The organism is Pseudomonas sp. 1L-C-7-B-C1 (assembly GCF_057291635.1).
Map to the genome: position 1 here is coordinate 309,141 of NZ_JBXAWH010000006.1, position 15,247 is coordinate 324,387.

Sequence of the window (15,247 nt, forward strand, 5' to 3'; positions counted from 1 at the left end):
TCCTCACTGCTTGACAAAAGCTTAGAAGCGCTTCTGTGAGTTATTGGTAAAAACGTTGTAGGAAATCCATTAACCGATGCTCGGTCGCGCGTAATAAGTTCCACCTTTTTTTGCTCAGCGACGTCTTGAAAAAACTTCTGGTAATTTTCCTGTGACCGGGCCGCGCAGATCCAAGGTTGTTAAACTGTCGCGCTGCGCAAAACCGTTTAGGAAGATTGATGAACCTCAGAACGATTCTGATCCTCGGCGCACTCAGCGCCTTTGGCCCATTGGCCATCGACTTTTACCTGCCAGGTTTCCCGGCCATCGCTTTGGCGTTCGGCACCGACGAGAAACACGTTCAGCTGACCCTGGCCTCTTATTTCCTCGGCCTGAGCATCGGCCAGCTCGCCTACGGCCCGATCGCCGATCGCTTCGGTCGCCGGATCCCGCTGTTATTTGGCGTCGGCTTGTTCACCCTTGCATCGCTGGCTTGCGCCCTGGCGCCTTCGCTCGAATGGCTGATTGCGGCCCGCTTTGTACAAGCGTTGGGCGGATGTGCTGGCATGGTGCTTTCACGGGCGATCGTCAGCGACAAGTGTTCGCCGGTTGACTCGGCCAAGGTGTTCTCGCAATTGATGCTGGTCATGGGCCTGGCACCGATTCTGGCCCCAATGCTGGGCGGGCTGTTGGTCAACGTTGTGGGTTGGCAGGCCATCTTCCTGTCCTTGACGGTGTTCAGCGCACTCACCGCAGTGGCGGTTTTCAGGGGCTTGCCGGAAAGCATGCCGGCCGGCCACCCGCGACTGCCGCTCTCGGGCGCGCTCGGGTCGTACTGGAATCTGCTGGGCGACCGGATCTTCCTGGGCCATGCGCTCACCGGCGGGATCGCCATGGCCGGGATGTTCTCCTACATCGCGGGTTCACCTTTCGTTTTCATCAAGCTCTACGGCGTCCCGGCGGAACACTACGGATGGCTGTTCGGCATCAACGCTGCCGGCTTCATCCTCATCGCCCAGGTGAACGCCCGCCTTGTTGGCCGCTATGGGCCGGCGTGGTTGCTGTCGCGGACTGTCTGGATCTATCTCGCTGCTGCCGTCGTGCTGCTGACCATCGCATCCCTGCACACCGAAAAGCTGTGGCCGCTGCTGATTCCGCTGTTTATCTATATCGCCAGCCTGGGCTGCATCATCCCCAACGCTTCCGCGTGCGCGATGGGCGGGCAGGGTAAACGTGCAGGCAGCGCGTCGGCATTGTTGGGGTGCCTGCAGTTCAGTGTCGCAGCGGGCGCGGCGGCATTGGTGGGCGTGCTGCATGACGGAACGGCGGTGCCGATGGCGACCGTCATTACGCTGTGCGGCGTACTGGCCGTGACCCTGGCGGTGATCACTCGCCGCGCGCAACTGAAACGAGATGCGCTGATGCCCCACGCGGATGTGCGTATCTGATCGACGTCGGCAACGCGCGGGCGTTGCCGATTTTTCTTATGTTTAACGTGCACCTGTCTAAGCATGTTTAGTCTGTCGAAAATGAGCGGTTTATATACGGCCTTTTACTACTCCTTGATTGGAAACTTCTTACAGCACTAAAAATACCGATCCTGACTGCCGTGCTTGATCGCGACAAGTTCACCCTTGATGCGCCTTTGGCACAGATTATTTTCTTGAAGGTTTTCTGAGTTTTCGATGTAGGCAATCGCCTTGACCTCAAACCCACGAGCCGCCATCCTCCGCGCAAGCCCCCGTGATTAAAGGGGTTCGAGCTATCCGGTCGCAATCACGCCATGTATGGGCATACCGATTGTGCTGAACATTTGCCAATACGGCCCACAAACAAAGGGTAAGTCGATGGACAAGTTGATCCACCGACCGAATCCAGGTCTTATACTAAGCGCCGTCATGGATCCGATTTAATTCTCTTTTCTAACTGTATGGCTCAGGCGCAACTATCTGTATGGCGTGCAAGTTCCAGGGATCAGAGTTCGCGTGATGTGATTTAAATCAAAGTCTGTGTTCGGCTTAAACAACGATGATGCTGACCGCAGCAACGGCCTTGCGCTTTACCGGATTACGCCCGTGATTCCACGCAAAGGCATGCCTTGATCTGCGCACCGGCTCCGGTCCGCTTAGACAATGTTCAACAGGGAGTGAAGACATGGAATATGTACCTTGCATCAGCCAGATCGCTGCGTTGCTCGCCGACCCCAAACGCAGCGCGATTGTGTGGGCGTTGATGGACGGAACATCCCGGGCTGCTGATGAAGTGGCTTTGCTGGTAGGTCTCTCCACTTCTTCCGCCGGTGCGCATCTGGCGCGCCTCGCCGCAGGCGGGTTGCTGCGCCACGAAGTCCGCGCCCGCAAGCGCTACTTCAGACTCGCTGCGCCGGAAGTCCGGACCGCCGTCCAGGCGTTGGTCAGTGCATCCATGGTCAGCGCGGAACTGATCAGCCGCAGCATGGCGCAACCGTTACCGCCCCTGCCGTTATGCAGAGCCAGTGTGTGTGCAGACCATCTGGGGGGCGAGATGGGCGCTGAGCTGTATTTGCGGATGTTGGGGGCAGGCTGGATTGAACAGTCCGAACACCGGCTTGAGGTTACCAGTGTCGGCATCTCGCGCTTTGCCGAACGTGGCATTTTTATTCCCGCGCTGGCCCATAGACGACGTGAAGCTGTGTGCGCCTGTGTTGATCGCCATGAACGCCGACCCCATCTGGGGGGCGCCTTAGGGGCGGGGCTTTTGCAACTGTTCATGCAGTTGGGTTGGCTGCGCACGACAGAAGAGGCCTGCACGTTGCAGGTCTCATCCAACGGCCAGCGGGAAATCAGCAAGATCGCCTCGGCGGCGTGACGGCGCGAAATGGACGCGCGGCGTGTGGAGCAGAACGTCCACACGCTGCTGCTGATCAGGGTGCCACTGACCAGGGGGGTTGCTGATCAGGGCTTGATCAGACGGGCGTCGAGGCTGTTTTGCGCGAGGCGTCTGGCCTGATCCTGGGTCATGCCCAAGTGGGTGTGCAGCGCGTGGAAGTTCTCGGTCACATAGCCACCGAAGTACGCAGGGTCATCGGAGTTGACGGTCACTTTTACGCCGCGCTCGAGCATATCGAGAATATTGTGCTGACCCATGTGGTCGAAAACGCAAAGCTTGGTGTTGGACAGCGGGCAGACCGTCAGCGGGATCTGCTCATCGATGATGCGCTGCATCAGGCGCTCGTCCTCGATGGCGCGCACGCCGTGATCGATACGCTGGATTTTCAACAAATCCAGTGCCTCCCAGATGTACTCCGGCGGACCTTCTTCACCTGCGTGGGCAACGGTCAGGAAGCCTTCACCGCGGGCCCGATCAAAGACGCGCTTGAACTTGCTGGGTGGGTGGCCCATTTCCGAGCTGTCCAGGCCGACGGCCACGAAGGTGTCGCGATAGGGCAGCGCCATGTCGAGGGTCTTCTGCGCTTCGTCCTCACTCAAGTGGCGCAGGAAGCTCAGGATCAGGCCGCTGCCGATCCCGAGTTTTTCCTTGCCGTCTTTCAAGGCGCCGGCTATGCCGTTAAGCACGACTTCAAAGGGAATGCCGCGGTCGGTGTGGGTCTGAGGATCGAAGAACGGTTCGGTGTGAATAACGTTCTGCGCCCTGCAGCGCTCCAGGTATGCCCAGGTCAGGTCGTAGAAATCCTGCTCGGTTCGCAGGACGTCGGCGCCGCGGTAATACAGGTCGAGAAACTCCTGAAGATTATTGAAGGCGTAGGCCTTGCGCAGGGTTTCGACATCCGCCCAGGGCAGGGCGATCTTGTTGCGCTCAGCCAGAGCGAACAAGAGTTCCGGCTCAAGTGAGCCCTCCAGATGCAGGTGCAGTTCTGCCTTGGGCAGGGCGTTCAACCAGTCGTACATGGGCTTTGTCTCGTAAGGTGCTATGGCGGGCATTCTACAGAGTCAGGCGCGCGGGCCGAATAAAACCTGACCGGACGGTTCACACGCTGCGTGGCTCTCATCGCCACGGGTATCGGCGATCCGGGCCCGCAGTTGTAGGCGTTCCCGGCGTCTGGATGTCCGGATCAGCGTCAGGATGAATGGCAATTTGATGCGGCGGCGCGACGATCTGTCGCGACCCGCTGCTAGGCTGTCTTGAAACCTTTGTTTACATCAACACTCTCAAGCGCTTCAGTAAACTTCACTTCATGGATGTGCGGCCAGGGTCGCAAAGGGCTAAAAGGCAGCGATGGGCACGATTCTCAAGCAGGAAAAGTTTCTTCTACTGGCGGTCATTGCGACCTTTTTCGCCTACTTCTACGAACACCAATTGCTCAGCCACGGTCATACCGTCGCGCTGATCGCGGGCATTGCCCTGGTGGGGTTCATCATCTGCGCGTCGTTGCGGGTGGCTCACCACGCCGAGCTGTTGGCGGAAAAGGTCGGCGATCCGTACGGCACGATGATTCTCACGCTGTCGGCGGTGCTGGTCGAGGTCGTGATTCTGGCGATCATGATGAGCAACGAGCCTTCACCCACGCTGGTGCGCGACACCATCTACTCGGCCGTGATGCTCGACATCAACGGGATCCTGGGTCTTGCCGCGTTGATGGGCGGGCTCAAGCACGGTGAGCAGTCCTACAACGATGACTCCGCGCGGTCTTATAGCGTGATGATTTTGACTGCCATGGCGGTGTCGATGGTGGTGCCCGAATTCATTCCCGAAGGGAAATGGAAACTGTATTCGGCCTTCACCATTGGCGCGATGATCCTGCTGTATGCGCTGTTCCTGCGTATGCAGGTCGGACCACACAGCTACTTCTTCAGCTACAGCTATCCGGACAAGAAGCGCCGCAAGGGTGAGGCCGAAGAAGCACACGAGCCGGTCAACCTGACGCGCTCGATCGCCACGCTGGTTTTCGGCGTAGTGGTGATCGGCGCGTTGGCCGAGGTTATGTCGAAAACCGTGGATCTGGGCCTGGAGGGTAGCGGGGCGCCTCCCGTGATGACGGCGATCCTGGTGGCCGCCATTTCGGCAGCGCCGGAGATCCTGACCGCATTGCGAGCCGCGCTGGCCAACCGCATGCAGTCGGTGGTCAATATCGCCCTCGGTGCTTCGCTGTCGACGGTGATTCTGACTGTGCCGGTCATGGAAGGCATGGCGCTTTACAGCGGCCAGGCCTTCCAGATGGCGATGACGCCCGTGCAGACCGTCATGATCTTCGTCACCTTGCTGGTCTGCGCCATCAACCTCAACGACGGCGAGACCAACGCGATCGAAGGTATGACGCATTTTGTGCTGTTTGCCACGTTCATCATGCTGTCGCTGATGGGGCTATAACTTGGCTTTCGCCTGAAGCCAGCAGTGGGGGAGTCAGTCGTTTCACTCCCCCGCGGCGCCAGCCAAACCGCGTGTCAGCCCCTGATTAATGCCGCCGCTGCCTGGCGATGGTCTGCAATTAATCCCTTCAGATCGAGCCCTTCGACCTGACCTTCAATCACCCGCCATGTGCCGCCGATCATCACCCGGTCTGCGCGATCAGCGCCGCACAGCAGCAACGCTGAAATCGGATCGTGGCTGCCGGAGAAGCGCAACTCGTCCAGCTTGAACAAGGCCAGATCAGCCTGTTTCCCCACCGCCAACTCGCCGATGTCACGGCGGCCCAGCAATTGCGCTGAGCCCTTGGTCGCCCAGCCCAATGCCAACTCGGGCGTGATTTTCTCCGCCCCGTAACGCAAGCGCTGCAGGTAAAGCGCCTGCTTGGCTTCAAGCATCATGTTCGAGGCGTCATTTGACGCAGAACCGTCAACGCCCAGACCGATCGGGGCGCCTGCGGCAAGCAGCTCCAGCGTGGGGCAGATGCCTGACGCAAGGCGCATGTTCGAACTCGGGCAATGACAGACCCCGGTGCCGGCCTGGCCGAGGCGAGCGATCTCTTCGCTGTTGAAATGAATACCGTGGGCCAGCCATGTGCGAGGGCCGAGCCAGCCGACGCTGTCCAGATAGTCGACTGTCCTCAGGCCGAAGCGCTGCAGGCAGAAGTCCTCTTCGTCCAGGGTTTCGGCCAGATGCGTGTGCAGGCGCACATCGTGTTTTTCGGCCAGGGCTGCGCTTTCCGCCATGATCTCGGTGGTCACGGAAAACGGTGAGCACGGCGCCAGCGCAATCTGGATCTGCGCGCCGTCACCCCGCTCGTGGTAGGTCTCGATCAAGCGCACGCTGTCGTCGAGAATTACCTGGCCCTGCTGGACGGTTTGCTGGGGTGGCAGGCCGCCGTCTGCCTCGCCCAGGGTCATCGAACCCCGCGTCAGCATCGCGCGCATACCCAGTTCGCGGACGCTTTTCACCTGAATGTCAATGGCGTCTTCCAGACCTTGCGGGAACAGATAATGATGGTCGGCGGCGGCGGTGCAGCCTGACAGCAGCAACTCGGTCAGGGCGACCTTGCTGGCCAATGCGAGTTTTTCCGGCGTCAGCCGCGCCCACACCGGGTACAGGGTTTTCAGCCAGGGGAATAACGGCTGATTGACCACCGGGCCCCAGGCGCGGGTGAGGGTTTGATAAAAGTGGTGGTGAGTGTTGATCAGGCCGGGCAGCAAGACATGCTCGCGTGCATCGAACACGTGTTCGCAAGGTTGTGCGGGCAGTTGGCCTGGCGAGAGCATCTCAACGATAACCCCGCCCTCGACCACCAGACCGCCGCGAGCATCGAGATCATTGGCCGTGAAAACGGCAAGGGGATTTTTCAACCAGGTACGGATCGCGGGCATTGGCCGGCTCCTCTGAAAGTGGGTTCAGGTCGCCAGCTCAGTGTTGCCCTGTCTGCTGATCCAGGGTCGCCGCAGCAACGAACGCGCTGCGAGGCGAGGGCGGATTCTAGAGTGTTGTGGCGGGCGTCGGCAAGTCGCGACGGCTCAGGCTGCCGCGACGTGCATCTCGATCACCAGGGAATCGTCTCACCCTTGTAGTTCACGAAGTGATGACCGCCTTTCCCCGCAAAGCGCTCAAGCTGCTCGACAATCCCGCGTACGCTGGTTTCGACGTCGATATCGGCGCCTTCACCGCCCATCGCCGTGCGGACCCAACCGGGGTGCATTGACAGCACTGTCGGTTTGTTCTCGCCCATCTGCGTCACGAAGCTGTTGGTCATTGAGTTCAGCGCGGCTTTGCTGGCTTTGTACAACGCCATCTCTGGGGCGTCCGGCATGGTGACGCTGCCGAGCACCGAGCTCATGAACGCAATCACACCGGTCTCGGGACGGATCTGGTCGACGAAGCGTTTGGCCAGGCGGATAGGCGCGACGGCGTTGGTGAGAAACAGCTGACCCAGTTCGCCGGACGTCGCGTCGGTCGGGTTGGGATGCATCGGGCCCATCACGCCGGCGTTCACGAACAGCAGGTCATACGTCTGGCCTTTGAGGTTATGAGTCAGCACTTCGAGGGAAGACGGCTCGTCGATGTCCAGTGTCTGTAATTGCACATTCTGCAGTGCTTTCAGCTCGTCGGCCTTCTGAGCGTCGCGGACGGTGGCGGTGACTTCCCAGCCCAGTTCCGTCAGACGTTTCACCAATCCGAGGCCAAGGCCGCGTGACGCTCCGATGATCAGAGCTGTTTTAGGGGTGGACATTGGAATGACTCCTGTACAGACAAACGAAAAATTTCACTCAAACGATGGACATCGCGACGCGGTGAGAATTTGGTTTCTTGAGGCGCTGAGTTGCCGCGAGGCGCATAAGTTAGCGGCAGAGGATGACAGAGGCTTACGACATATGTGAGTGAACGTTTCCGATATGAATGTCAGGCGATCAGGATGGCGCACGATCGACCACCGCCTGATGGTGTGTCTGTATAAAAAACATCCAGCTATGCCCAATGCGTGTCGTACAAGGCACTCTGCGGAGGCTTGCACGGGTTATCCACAGATTGCTCCACAGGTAATGTGGGTAGTTGCGGATTGGTGGTATAACGCGCCTGAAACGAGCGCCGCATCGGCATAAAGGGCGCTAACGTCCTGTTTTTCCACTCCTTTTATTCACAACGCACGCTTTTGGATAAAAAATGATCAAGCAGCGCAAAGCCTTATGTATCAAGGCCTGCGGCGATGTGCGCTCAGCTTGTCCACAGGCGGGTGCACAGTAGATGTGAGCAAATGCCACTGCGATTACATTCCATTGCCTTTCCGTGCAGCGCCAGTTTTAACCGGGAAGGCGTCGATGTGGCCGTGGATCGACTACTGCGCCTGCTGCAACACGATCCGTCCGCGACTGATGTCGGACAATTGGCGCTGAAGGGTCTCAACCTGATCAGGCCCTAGCGCGATTGAGAGCGTGACGCCGTTTGCGTTGAAGCGCTCATCCTCCACAAGCCCGTTGAGTTCAGCCACTCGCAGCTTTATCAGCACCAGTTCGCTGAAGCTGCAATCGAATTGCAACGGCACTCGGTTGACCAACGGCATCCGATCCGCCTGCTGCAGGCACTTGTTCGCCCCCCCACCATAGGCCCTCGCGAGCCCGCCGGTGCCCAGTTGAATCCCGCCGTACCAGCGAATGACCAGCACAACGACTCGATCAAAATCCTGAGCATCAATGGCTGCGAGTATCGGCCGCCCGGCCGTGCCACCTGGTTCGCCATCGTCGTTGCTGCGGTACTGCGCGCCCAGTTTCCAGGCCCAGCAATTGTGAGTGGCGTCGAGATCGCTGTGCTGCTCGATGAACGCTTGAGCGTCGGCAGCAGTGTCGATGGGGGCCGCGAGGGTAATGAATCGGCTCTTGCGAATCTCTTCGCGAAACTCGCAGGGGCCGGTGAGCGTAAAAGGCATTGAGTTTCCAGACTGCGCTTGGGTTTTCAGGCGTTATACAGCAGGCGTGAGTCCGCAGCCCTTGAGAATGATGCGGATCAGGTTATCCCCAGCAGCCTCCATGTCCTGCCTGGTCAGCTTAGAACGGCCGGTGACCTGGCAAATCTGCGTGGCGAAGTCAGCGTAATGCTGGGTGCTGCCCCACAGCAGGAAAATCAGATGCACCGGATCGACCGGGTCCATTTTCCCGGCGTCGATCCAGGCCTGGAAAACGGCGGCACGCCCCTGAAACCATTCGCGGTAGTCCTGGCTGAAATACTGATTCAGGCACTCGCCGCCACTGATGATCTCCATCGCGAAAATGCGCGAGGCCTGTGGCTGGCGTCGTGAGAACTCCATCTTGGCGCGGATGTAGTGCGTCAGCGCCGGTGCCGGATCGTCGTCTGCGCTCAGGTTATTAAACGTGCTGTCCCATAACTCAATGATGTTGCTCAGCACCGCGATATAGAGACCCAGCTTGTTGGTGAAGTAATAATGCAGGTTGGCTTTGGGCAGGCCGGCATTCTGCGCGATCGTGTTCATGCTGGTGCCCTTGAAACCATGACGAGCGAATTCGTCCTCAGCTGCCTTCAAGATCGCTTCTTCGTTTTTCTGGCGAATGCGGCTGGCCGGTTTGGTGGCGCTGGGGCTGTGAGCGGGGACTTCAAGGGTCATGTGCGGTTCCAGACGGATCATTGGGTGCGACGCGGTGAACACATAGCGCACCCGCGAGGATCCGACAAGCGTTGCCCTCGTAAATCAGTGCTCAAAGGATTCCGTTGTGTGTTTTTTGGCTTCGCCCGTTTCATTTGTTTCTTTGGCTTCCGGAAGCATCAGGCTCATCACGATGGCCGTGAGCCCGCCGCTGGTGATCGCCGAGTCGAACAGGCTTTGCACCCATTGCGGCAGATGATGCAGCAGCGTCGGTTGCGCCGCGATACCCAGTCCTACTCCGAACGAGGTGGCGATGATCAACATGCTGCGGCGATCCAGCGGCGCTTGCGCGAGGATCCGCACGCCTGCCGCTGCAACGCTGCCGAACATCACCAATGTCGCGCCGCCAAGCACCGGCTTAGGAATCTGCTGAAGCATCGCACCGATCACCGGGAACAGTCCGAGTAGAAACAGGATTGCTCCGATGTACAGACCCACATACCGACTGGCCACGCCGGTGAGCTGAATCACGCCGTTGTTCTGGGCGAACGTCGTATTCGGGAAGGCGCTGAATGTCGCCGCGATCATGCAGCTGACGCCGTCGCCCAGCACACCGCCCTTCAGCCGGGAAATATAGCTGGGGCCTTTGATGGGTTCGCGGGAGAGCATGCAGTTGGCGGTAAGGTCGCCGACGGTTTCGATGCTGCTGATCAGATAAATCAGCGCCACCGGTAGGAATGCTGCCCAGTCGAAGCTGAATCCGAACCGAAAGGGCACGGGAATGCTGACCAGCGCAACATCGGCGATTGAGTGAGGCACGAGCTTGCCGCTGAACCAGGCTGCAAGGCTGCCAATCGCGAGCCCGATAATAATGGCCGACAGCCTCAACCAGGGCGCGCTTGAGCGGTTGAGCACGACGATCACTGCCAGCACGAAAACGCCAAGGGCCAGATTGACCGGCTCGCCGAAGTCCGGGGCATTGAAGCCGCCTCCCAGATCAGTCACGCCGACCTTGATCAAGCTGACGCCGATTAGCGTGATGACGATGCCGGTGACCAGTGGCGTGATCACTCGACGCAGCTGTCCGATGAAACGGCTGAGCACAATCTGCACCATGGCGCCGAAGAAACATACTCCGAACACCATGGCCATGATGTCTTCCGGGCTGCCACCGCGCTGCTTGACGATGAAGCCTGCCGACAGCACCGCGCCGAGAAACGCGAAGCTGGTGCCTTGCAGGCAAATCATGCCGGCGCCGATACCGAATGGTCGGCGCGCTTGAATGAACGTGCCCACACCCGACACCATCAACGCCATGCTGATCAGGTAAGGCATGTATGCGCCAAGCCCGAGCGCCGATCCGATAATCAGCGGCGGCGTAATGATGCCGACGAATGCAGCAAGCACATGCTGGAAAGCAGCCAAGGTTGCCGGCCCGATGCCCGGCCGGTCATTGAGGCCGTAGATGAGGTCGTTATTGTCTGGCGCTTCAGGCTGCATGCTGGCTCTCGATTCTGTGTGGACTTCGACTCTCAGCCTTACTGCAAAAACCTGTCCAACTGATCAGTTACGTGCTTACTGACTCGCCGTACACCCCCGTTTATCAAGGGGCTGGTCGGATATATCGGCCGTGTGATTGCGCGTCATAGGGAAGCTGACTGAGTAGGGTCGGCTTCATCGTGTGGCGGCCAGACTCTCCAGAAAACTTTCCAGCACCAAATGGGGGCGGCGGCCTTTGCGCGTGACGGTCACCAGGCTCACATCGTAGAACCGCGACTTGGGCTTCAGCGCACGCAGTCGACCCTGCTGCACCCAAAGGCTGGCGTAGTGATCGGGCAGATAGCCGATGTAACGCCCGGTCAGAATCAGAAACGCCATGCCTTCCCGGTCCGATGCGCTCGCGGTGCATTTCAGCGCCTGATAATGGGCCTGGATCTCACTGGGCAGGCGAAACGTCGGCGCTATGGTCTCCTGCGCGGACAGTCGATCGTCATCAAGCTGCGCATCATCCACGTAAAACAGCGGATGACCGATGGCGCAATACAGCAGCGAACGTTCGCTATACAGCGGCTCATATTCCAGTCCCGACAGGGCGCTGGCCTGGGGTACGACGCCAACGTGCAAACTGCCGTCGAGCACACCCTGCTCGACTTCATTGGGCGCGATCATGCGGATATTGATGTGCACGTCCGGGCCACGTTCTTTCAGTTGGGAAAGCGCGTGGGTGATGCGCATGTGGGGGAGTGTGACCAGATTGTCCGTCAGCCCGATGTTCAGCTCGCCGCGCAGGTGTCGGTGAAGACCATTCACCTCCGTACGAAAACTTTCGAGGGCGCTCAATAACTGCAGCGATGACTGATAGACCTCGCGGCCTTCTTCCGTCAGGGAAAACCCCGCACGGCCTCGTTGGCAAAGACGCAGTCCCAGGCGCTGCTCGAGATCACTCATTTGCTGACTGATGGCAGAGCGACCAATACCCAGCGCGCTTTCCGCTGCCGAAAATCCACCGGACTCGACCACGCTACGAAAAATGCGCAACAGACGAATATCAAAATCGCTGACTTGTGCCAGCGGATCATTACGGCGGGTGCTCATAGTTTAGTGGCCGGTCAACTGAAGATCGTAAAAGCAGCATTTTCCAGACTTTATGCCCGTGGCACTTTAGCTGCAACCGGCCCGCACCCGCCCGCACTTCAATGGGAAGTCAGGCCCCCACGATCAGTGAGGTTAATTCCGATGAATATGCCCGAATCGTCCGACATGTCTCTGGCTAGCCAGCTCAAACTAGATGCCCACTGGATGCCTTACACGGCGAACCGAAACTTTCATCGCGATCCACGGCTGATCGTCGCCGCCGAAGGCAGCTATCTCACGGACGACAAAGGCCGCAAAATTTATGACGGTCTGTCGGGGCTGTGGACGTGTGGGGCAGGGCATACGCGCAAGGAGATTCAGGAAGCGGTTTCCCGCCAGTTGGGCATGCTGGACTACTCGCCAGGATTCCAGTTCGGACACCCGCTGTCGTTTCAGCTGGCTGAAAAGATCACCGATCTGACACCCGGCAAGCTGAATCACGTCTTCTATACCGACTCTGGATCGGAGTGCGCTGATACTGCGGTCAAGATGGTGCGGGCTTACTGGCGTTTGAAAGGCCAGGCGACCAAAACCAAGATGATCGGCCGCGCCCGTGGCTATCACGGCGTGAATATCGCGGGCACCAGCCTGGGTGGCGTCAACGGCAACCGCAAGATGTTCGGGCAATTGATGGACGTCGATCATCTGCCTCACACGTTGCTCGCCAGCAACGCCTATTCACGGGGCATGCCGGAGCAGGGCGGCATTGCGCTGGCCGATGAGATGCTCAAGCTGATCGAACTGCACGACGCTTCGAACATTGCAGCGGTGATCGTTGAGCCCATGGCAGGCTCTGCAGGGGTGATCGTTCCGTCGCAGGGGTATCTCAAGCGGCTGCGTGAAATCTGTGATCAGCACAATATCCTGCTGATTTTCGATGAAGTGATCACCGGGTTCGGGCGTACCGGTTCTATGTTCGGCGCCGACAGCTTCGGCGTGACGCCCGACCTGATGTGCATTGCCAAGCAGATCACCAACGGTGCGATCCCGATGGGGGCTGTCATTGCCAGCACCGAGATCTATCAGACGTTCATGAATCAGCCGACGCCCGAGTACGCCGTGGAGTTTCCCCATGGCTACACCTATTCAGCCCATCCGGTCGCCTGCGCCGCCGGCCTCGCCGCGTTGGAAATCATTCAGCGCGAGAACCTGGTGCAGCAGGTCGCTGAAACTGCCCCGCATTTCGAAGGCTATTTGCATGCGTTGAAGGGCAGCAAGAATGTTGTCGATATTCGCAATTACGGTCTCGCCGGCGCCATTCAGATTGCACCGCGCGACGGCGATGCGATCGTGCGTCCGTTTGAGACGGCCATGAAGCTGTGGAAGGCCGGTTTCTATGTGCGCTTCGGCGGCGATACCTTGCAGTTCGGCCCGACCTTTAACAGCAAGCCTGAAGACCTCGATCGCATGTTTGACGCAGTCGGCCAGGCCCTTAATCAAATCGACTGATCATCTTTTATTTGCGCACAGGCGCAGTCCGGCTGCGCCTGCGGGCTAACGTTTTTCGGAGTTATGCATGAGCAACATTCAGCACCTGATTCATGGCGACCTGGTCAGTGAAAATGGCCGCACTGCCGATGTGTTCAATCCGTCAACCGGCCAAGTGATTCGTAAAGTACCTCTCGCCAGTCGCGAAACCGTTCAACAAGCGATCGACTCTGCGAAGGCTGCTTTCCCGGCGTGGCGCATTACCCCTCCTGCCAAGCGGGCGCAGGTCATGTTCCGCTTCAAGCAGCTGCTGGAACAGAACGAGGCACGTATTGCCCGGCTGATTAGCGAAGAACACGGCAAGACCCTCGAAGATGCAGCGGGAGAACTCAAGCGGGGTATCGAAAACGTCGAGTACGCCTGTGCGGCGCCTGAAATTCTCAAGGGTGAGTACAGCCGCAATGTCGGGCCAAACATCGATGCGTGGTCTGACTTTCAGCCGCTTGGCGTAGTGGCTGGCATCACCCCGTTCAACTTCCCCGCGATGGTGCCCCTGTGGATGTACCCCTTAGCAATCGCCTGCGGCAACTGTTTCATCCTCAAGCCCTCCGAGCGCGATCCAAGCTCAACCTTGTTGATCGCGGAGTTGCTGCATGAAGCCGGGTTGCCGAAGGGAGTACTGAATGTCGTGCACGGCGACAAGGTGGCAGTTGATGCATTGATCCAAGCCCCTGAAGTCAAGGCGCTGAGTTTTGTCGGCTCCACCCCGATCGCCGAGTACATCTATAAAGAAGCCACCGCACGCGGTAAGCGGGTACAGGCATTGGGTGGAGCGAAGAACCATGCGGTGCTGATGCCCGACGCGGACCTGGATAACGCCGTGAGCGCATTGATGGGAGCGGCCTATGGTTCGTGCGGCGAGCGCTGCATGGCGATTTCGGTTGCCGTATGCGTGGGTGACCAGGTCGCCGATGCGCTGGTGGCCAAGCTGGTGCCGCAAATCAATGGATTGAAGATTGGCGCCGGGACTTCCAGCGGGCTGGATATGGGGCCTCTGGTTACCGGGCAGCATCGTGACAAAGTCAGCAGCTATATAGAAGACGGCGTGGGTGCCGGTGCGAAGCTGGTGGTGGACGGTCGTGGGCTCACGGTACCCGGACACGAGGAGGGGTTCTTCCTGGGTGGATGCTTGTTCGACCATGTCACGGCCAAGATGCGCATCTATAAAGAAGAGATATTCGGTCCGGTGCTTTGCATTGTGCGTGTGGACAGTCTTGAACATGCGATGCAGTCAATTAACGACCATGAATACGGCAATGGAACCTGCATCTTCACCCGCGATGGTGAAGTGGCCCGCTTGTTCTGCGATGAGATCGAGGTGGGCATGGTTGGGGTGAACGTGCCACTGCCTGTACCTGTGGCTTATCACAGCTTTGGCGGATGGAAGCGGTCGCTGTTTGGTGACTTGCATGCCTATGGCCCGGATGGCGTTCGCTTTTATACCCGCCGCAAAGCCATTACACAGCGGTGGCCGCAGCGCGCCAGCCATGAGGCTTCCCAGTTCGCTTTCCCTAGTCTCTAAGACTTTAGGGAGGGCAAGTTTGCTGATTTGCCTTCCCTGTCAGCCATTTTTGACCGATATGACAGTTTCGTTAAATAAGTGCTTGACGCCCCTCTGGATGTGTCTATAATTCGCCCCACTTCCGGCGCAGACGAAACGGAAAACTCCTTGATAATCAAAGAGTTGGA

Annotated in this window: 12 protein-coding genes; 5 read left to right on the forward strand and 7 right to left on the reverse strand. The window is 58.8% G+C overall.

Annotation, left to right across the window (positions count from 1 at the left end):
- The first annotated feature begins 218 nt into the window (after window positions 1-218).
- Window positions 219-1,427 (forward strand): multidrug effflux MFS transporter, encoded by a 1,209-nt coding sequence (locus AC0Z8Z_RS12275; RefSeq protein WP_172610722.1) that lies wholly within the window; start codon window positions 219-221, stop codon window positions 1,425-1,427.
- Window positions 1,428-2,133: 706 nt separating this feature from the next.
- Window positions 2,134-2,826: an ArsR/SmtB family transcription factor gene (locus AC0Z8Z_RS12280; protein WP_122536697.1), complete on the forward strand. Its 693-nt coding sequence runs from the start codon at window positions 2,134-2,136 to the stop codon at window positions 2,824-2,826.
- An 86-nt stretch (window positions 2,827-2,912) separates the two neighbouring features.
- On the opposite strand, the gene AC0Z8Z_RS12285 is transcribed toward AC0Z8Z_RS12280, so the two are convergent.
- Window positions 2,913-3,866, reverse strand: coding sequence for an adenosine deaminase (locus tag AC0Z8Z_RS12285; protein ID WP_485619266.1), 954 nt, complete (start codon window positions 3,864-3,866; stop codon window positions 2,913-2,915).
- A 328-nt stretch (window positions 3,867-4,194) separates the two neighbouring features.
- Here AC0Z8Z_RS12285 and AC0Z8Z_RS12290 point away from each other — a divergent pair, with 328 nt between their 5' ends.
- Window positions 4,195-5,286 carry a calcium:cation antiporter gene (locus tag AC0Z8Z_RS12290; protein ID WP_122536699.1) on the forward strand — a complete coding sequence of 364 codons (1,092 nt, stop codon included), beginning with the start codon at window positions 4,195-4,197 and terminating at the stop codon, window positions 5,284-5,286.
- A gap of 74 nt (window positions 5,287-5,360) precedes the next feature.
- Here the strand turns inward: AC0Z8Z_RS12290 and AC0Z8Z_RS12295 are convergent, their stop codons facing one another.
- The 6 genes from AC0Z8Z_RS12295 to AC0Z8Z_RS12320 form a co-directional block, all read right to left on the reverse strand.
- Window positions 5,361-6,716: an 8-oxoguanine deaminase gene (locus AC0Z8Z_RS12295; RefSeq protein ID WP_485619267.1), complete on the reverse strand. Its 1,356-nt coding sequence runs from the start codon at window positions 6,714-6,716 to the stop codon at window positions 5,361-5,363.
- 170 nt (window positions 6,717-6,886) lie between these two features.
- Window positions 6,887-7,573 carry an SDR family oxidoreductase gene (locus tag AC0Z8Z_RS12300; protein ID WP_485619268.1) on the reverse strand — a complete coding sequence of 229 codons (687 nt, stop codon included), beginning with the start codon at window positions 7,571-7,573 and terminating at the stop codon, window positions 6,887-6,889.
- 603 nt (window positions 7,574-8,176) lie between these two features.
- On the reverse strand, window positions 8,177-8,764 hold the full coding sequence (locus AC0Z8Z_RS12305; protein ID WP_272632553.1) for an IMPACT family protein: 588 nt from the start codon (window positions 8,762-8,764) through the stop codon (window positions 8,177-8,179).
- 33 nt (window positions 8,765-8,797) lie between these two features.
- Window positions 8,798-9,457 (reverse strand): TetR/AcrR family transcriptional regulator, encoded by a 660-nt coding sequence (locus AC0Z8Z_RS12310; protein WP_485619269.1) that lies wholly within the window; start codon window positions 9,455-9,457, stop codon window positions 8,798-8,800.
- Window positions 9,458-9,541: 84 nt separating this feature from the next.
- Window positions 9,542-10,936, reverse strand: a complete 1,395-nt coding sequence (locus AC0Z8Z_RS12315) for a uracil-xanthine permease family protein (protein ID WP_485619270.1) — start codon at window positions 10,934-10,936, stop codon at window positions 9,542-9,544.
- Window positions 10,937-11,110: 174 nt separating this feature from the next.
- Window positions 11,111-12,031, reverse strand: coding sequence for a LysR family transcriptional regulator (locus AC0Z8Z_RS12320; protein ID WP_485619271.1), 921 nt, complete (start codon window positions 12,029-12,031; stop codon window positions 11,111-11,113).
- A gap of 141 nt (window positions 12,032-12,172) precedes the next feature.
- Here AC0Z8Z_RS12320 and aptA point away from each other — a divergent pair, with 141 nt between their 5' ends.
- On the forward strand, window positions 12,173-13,519 hold the full coding sequence (gene aptA / locus AC0Z8Z_RS12325; RefSeq protein WP_485619272.1) for an omega-aminotransferase AptA: 1,347 nt from the start codon (window positions 12,173-12,175) through the stop codon (window positions 13,517-13,519).
- Between the two features lie 67 nt (window positions 13,520-13,586).
- Window positions 13,587-15,080 carry a CoA-acylating methylmalonate-semialdehyde dehydrogenase gene (locus AC0Z8Z_RS12330; RefSeq protein WP_485619273.1) on the forward strand — a complete coding sequence of 498 codons (1,494 nt, stop codon included), beginning with the start codon at window positions 13,587-13,589 and terminating at the stop codon, window positions 15,078-15,080.
- The last annotated feature ends 167 nt before the right edge of the window (window positions 15,081-15,247 follow it).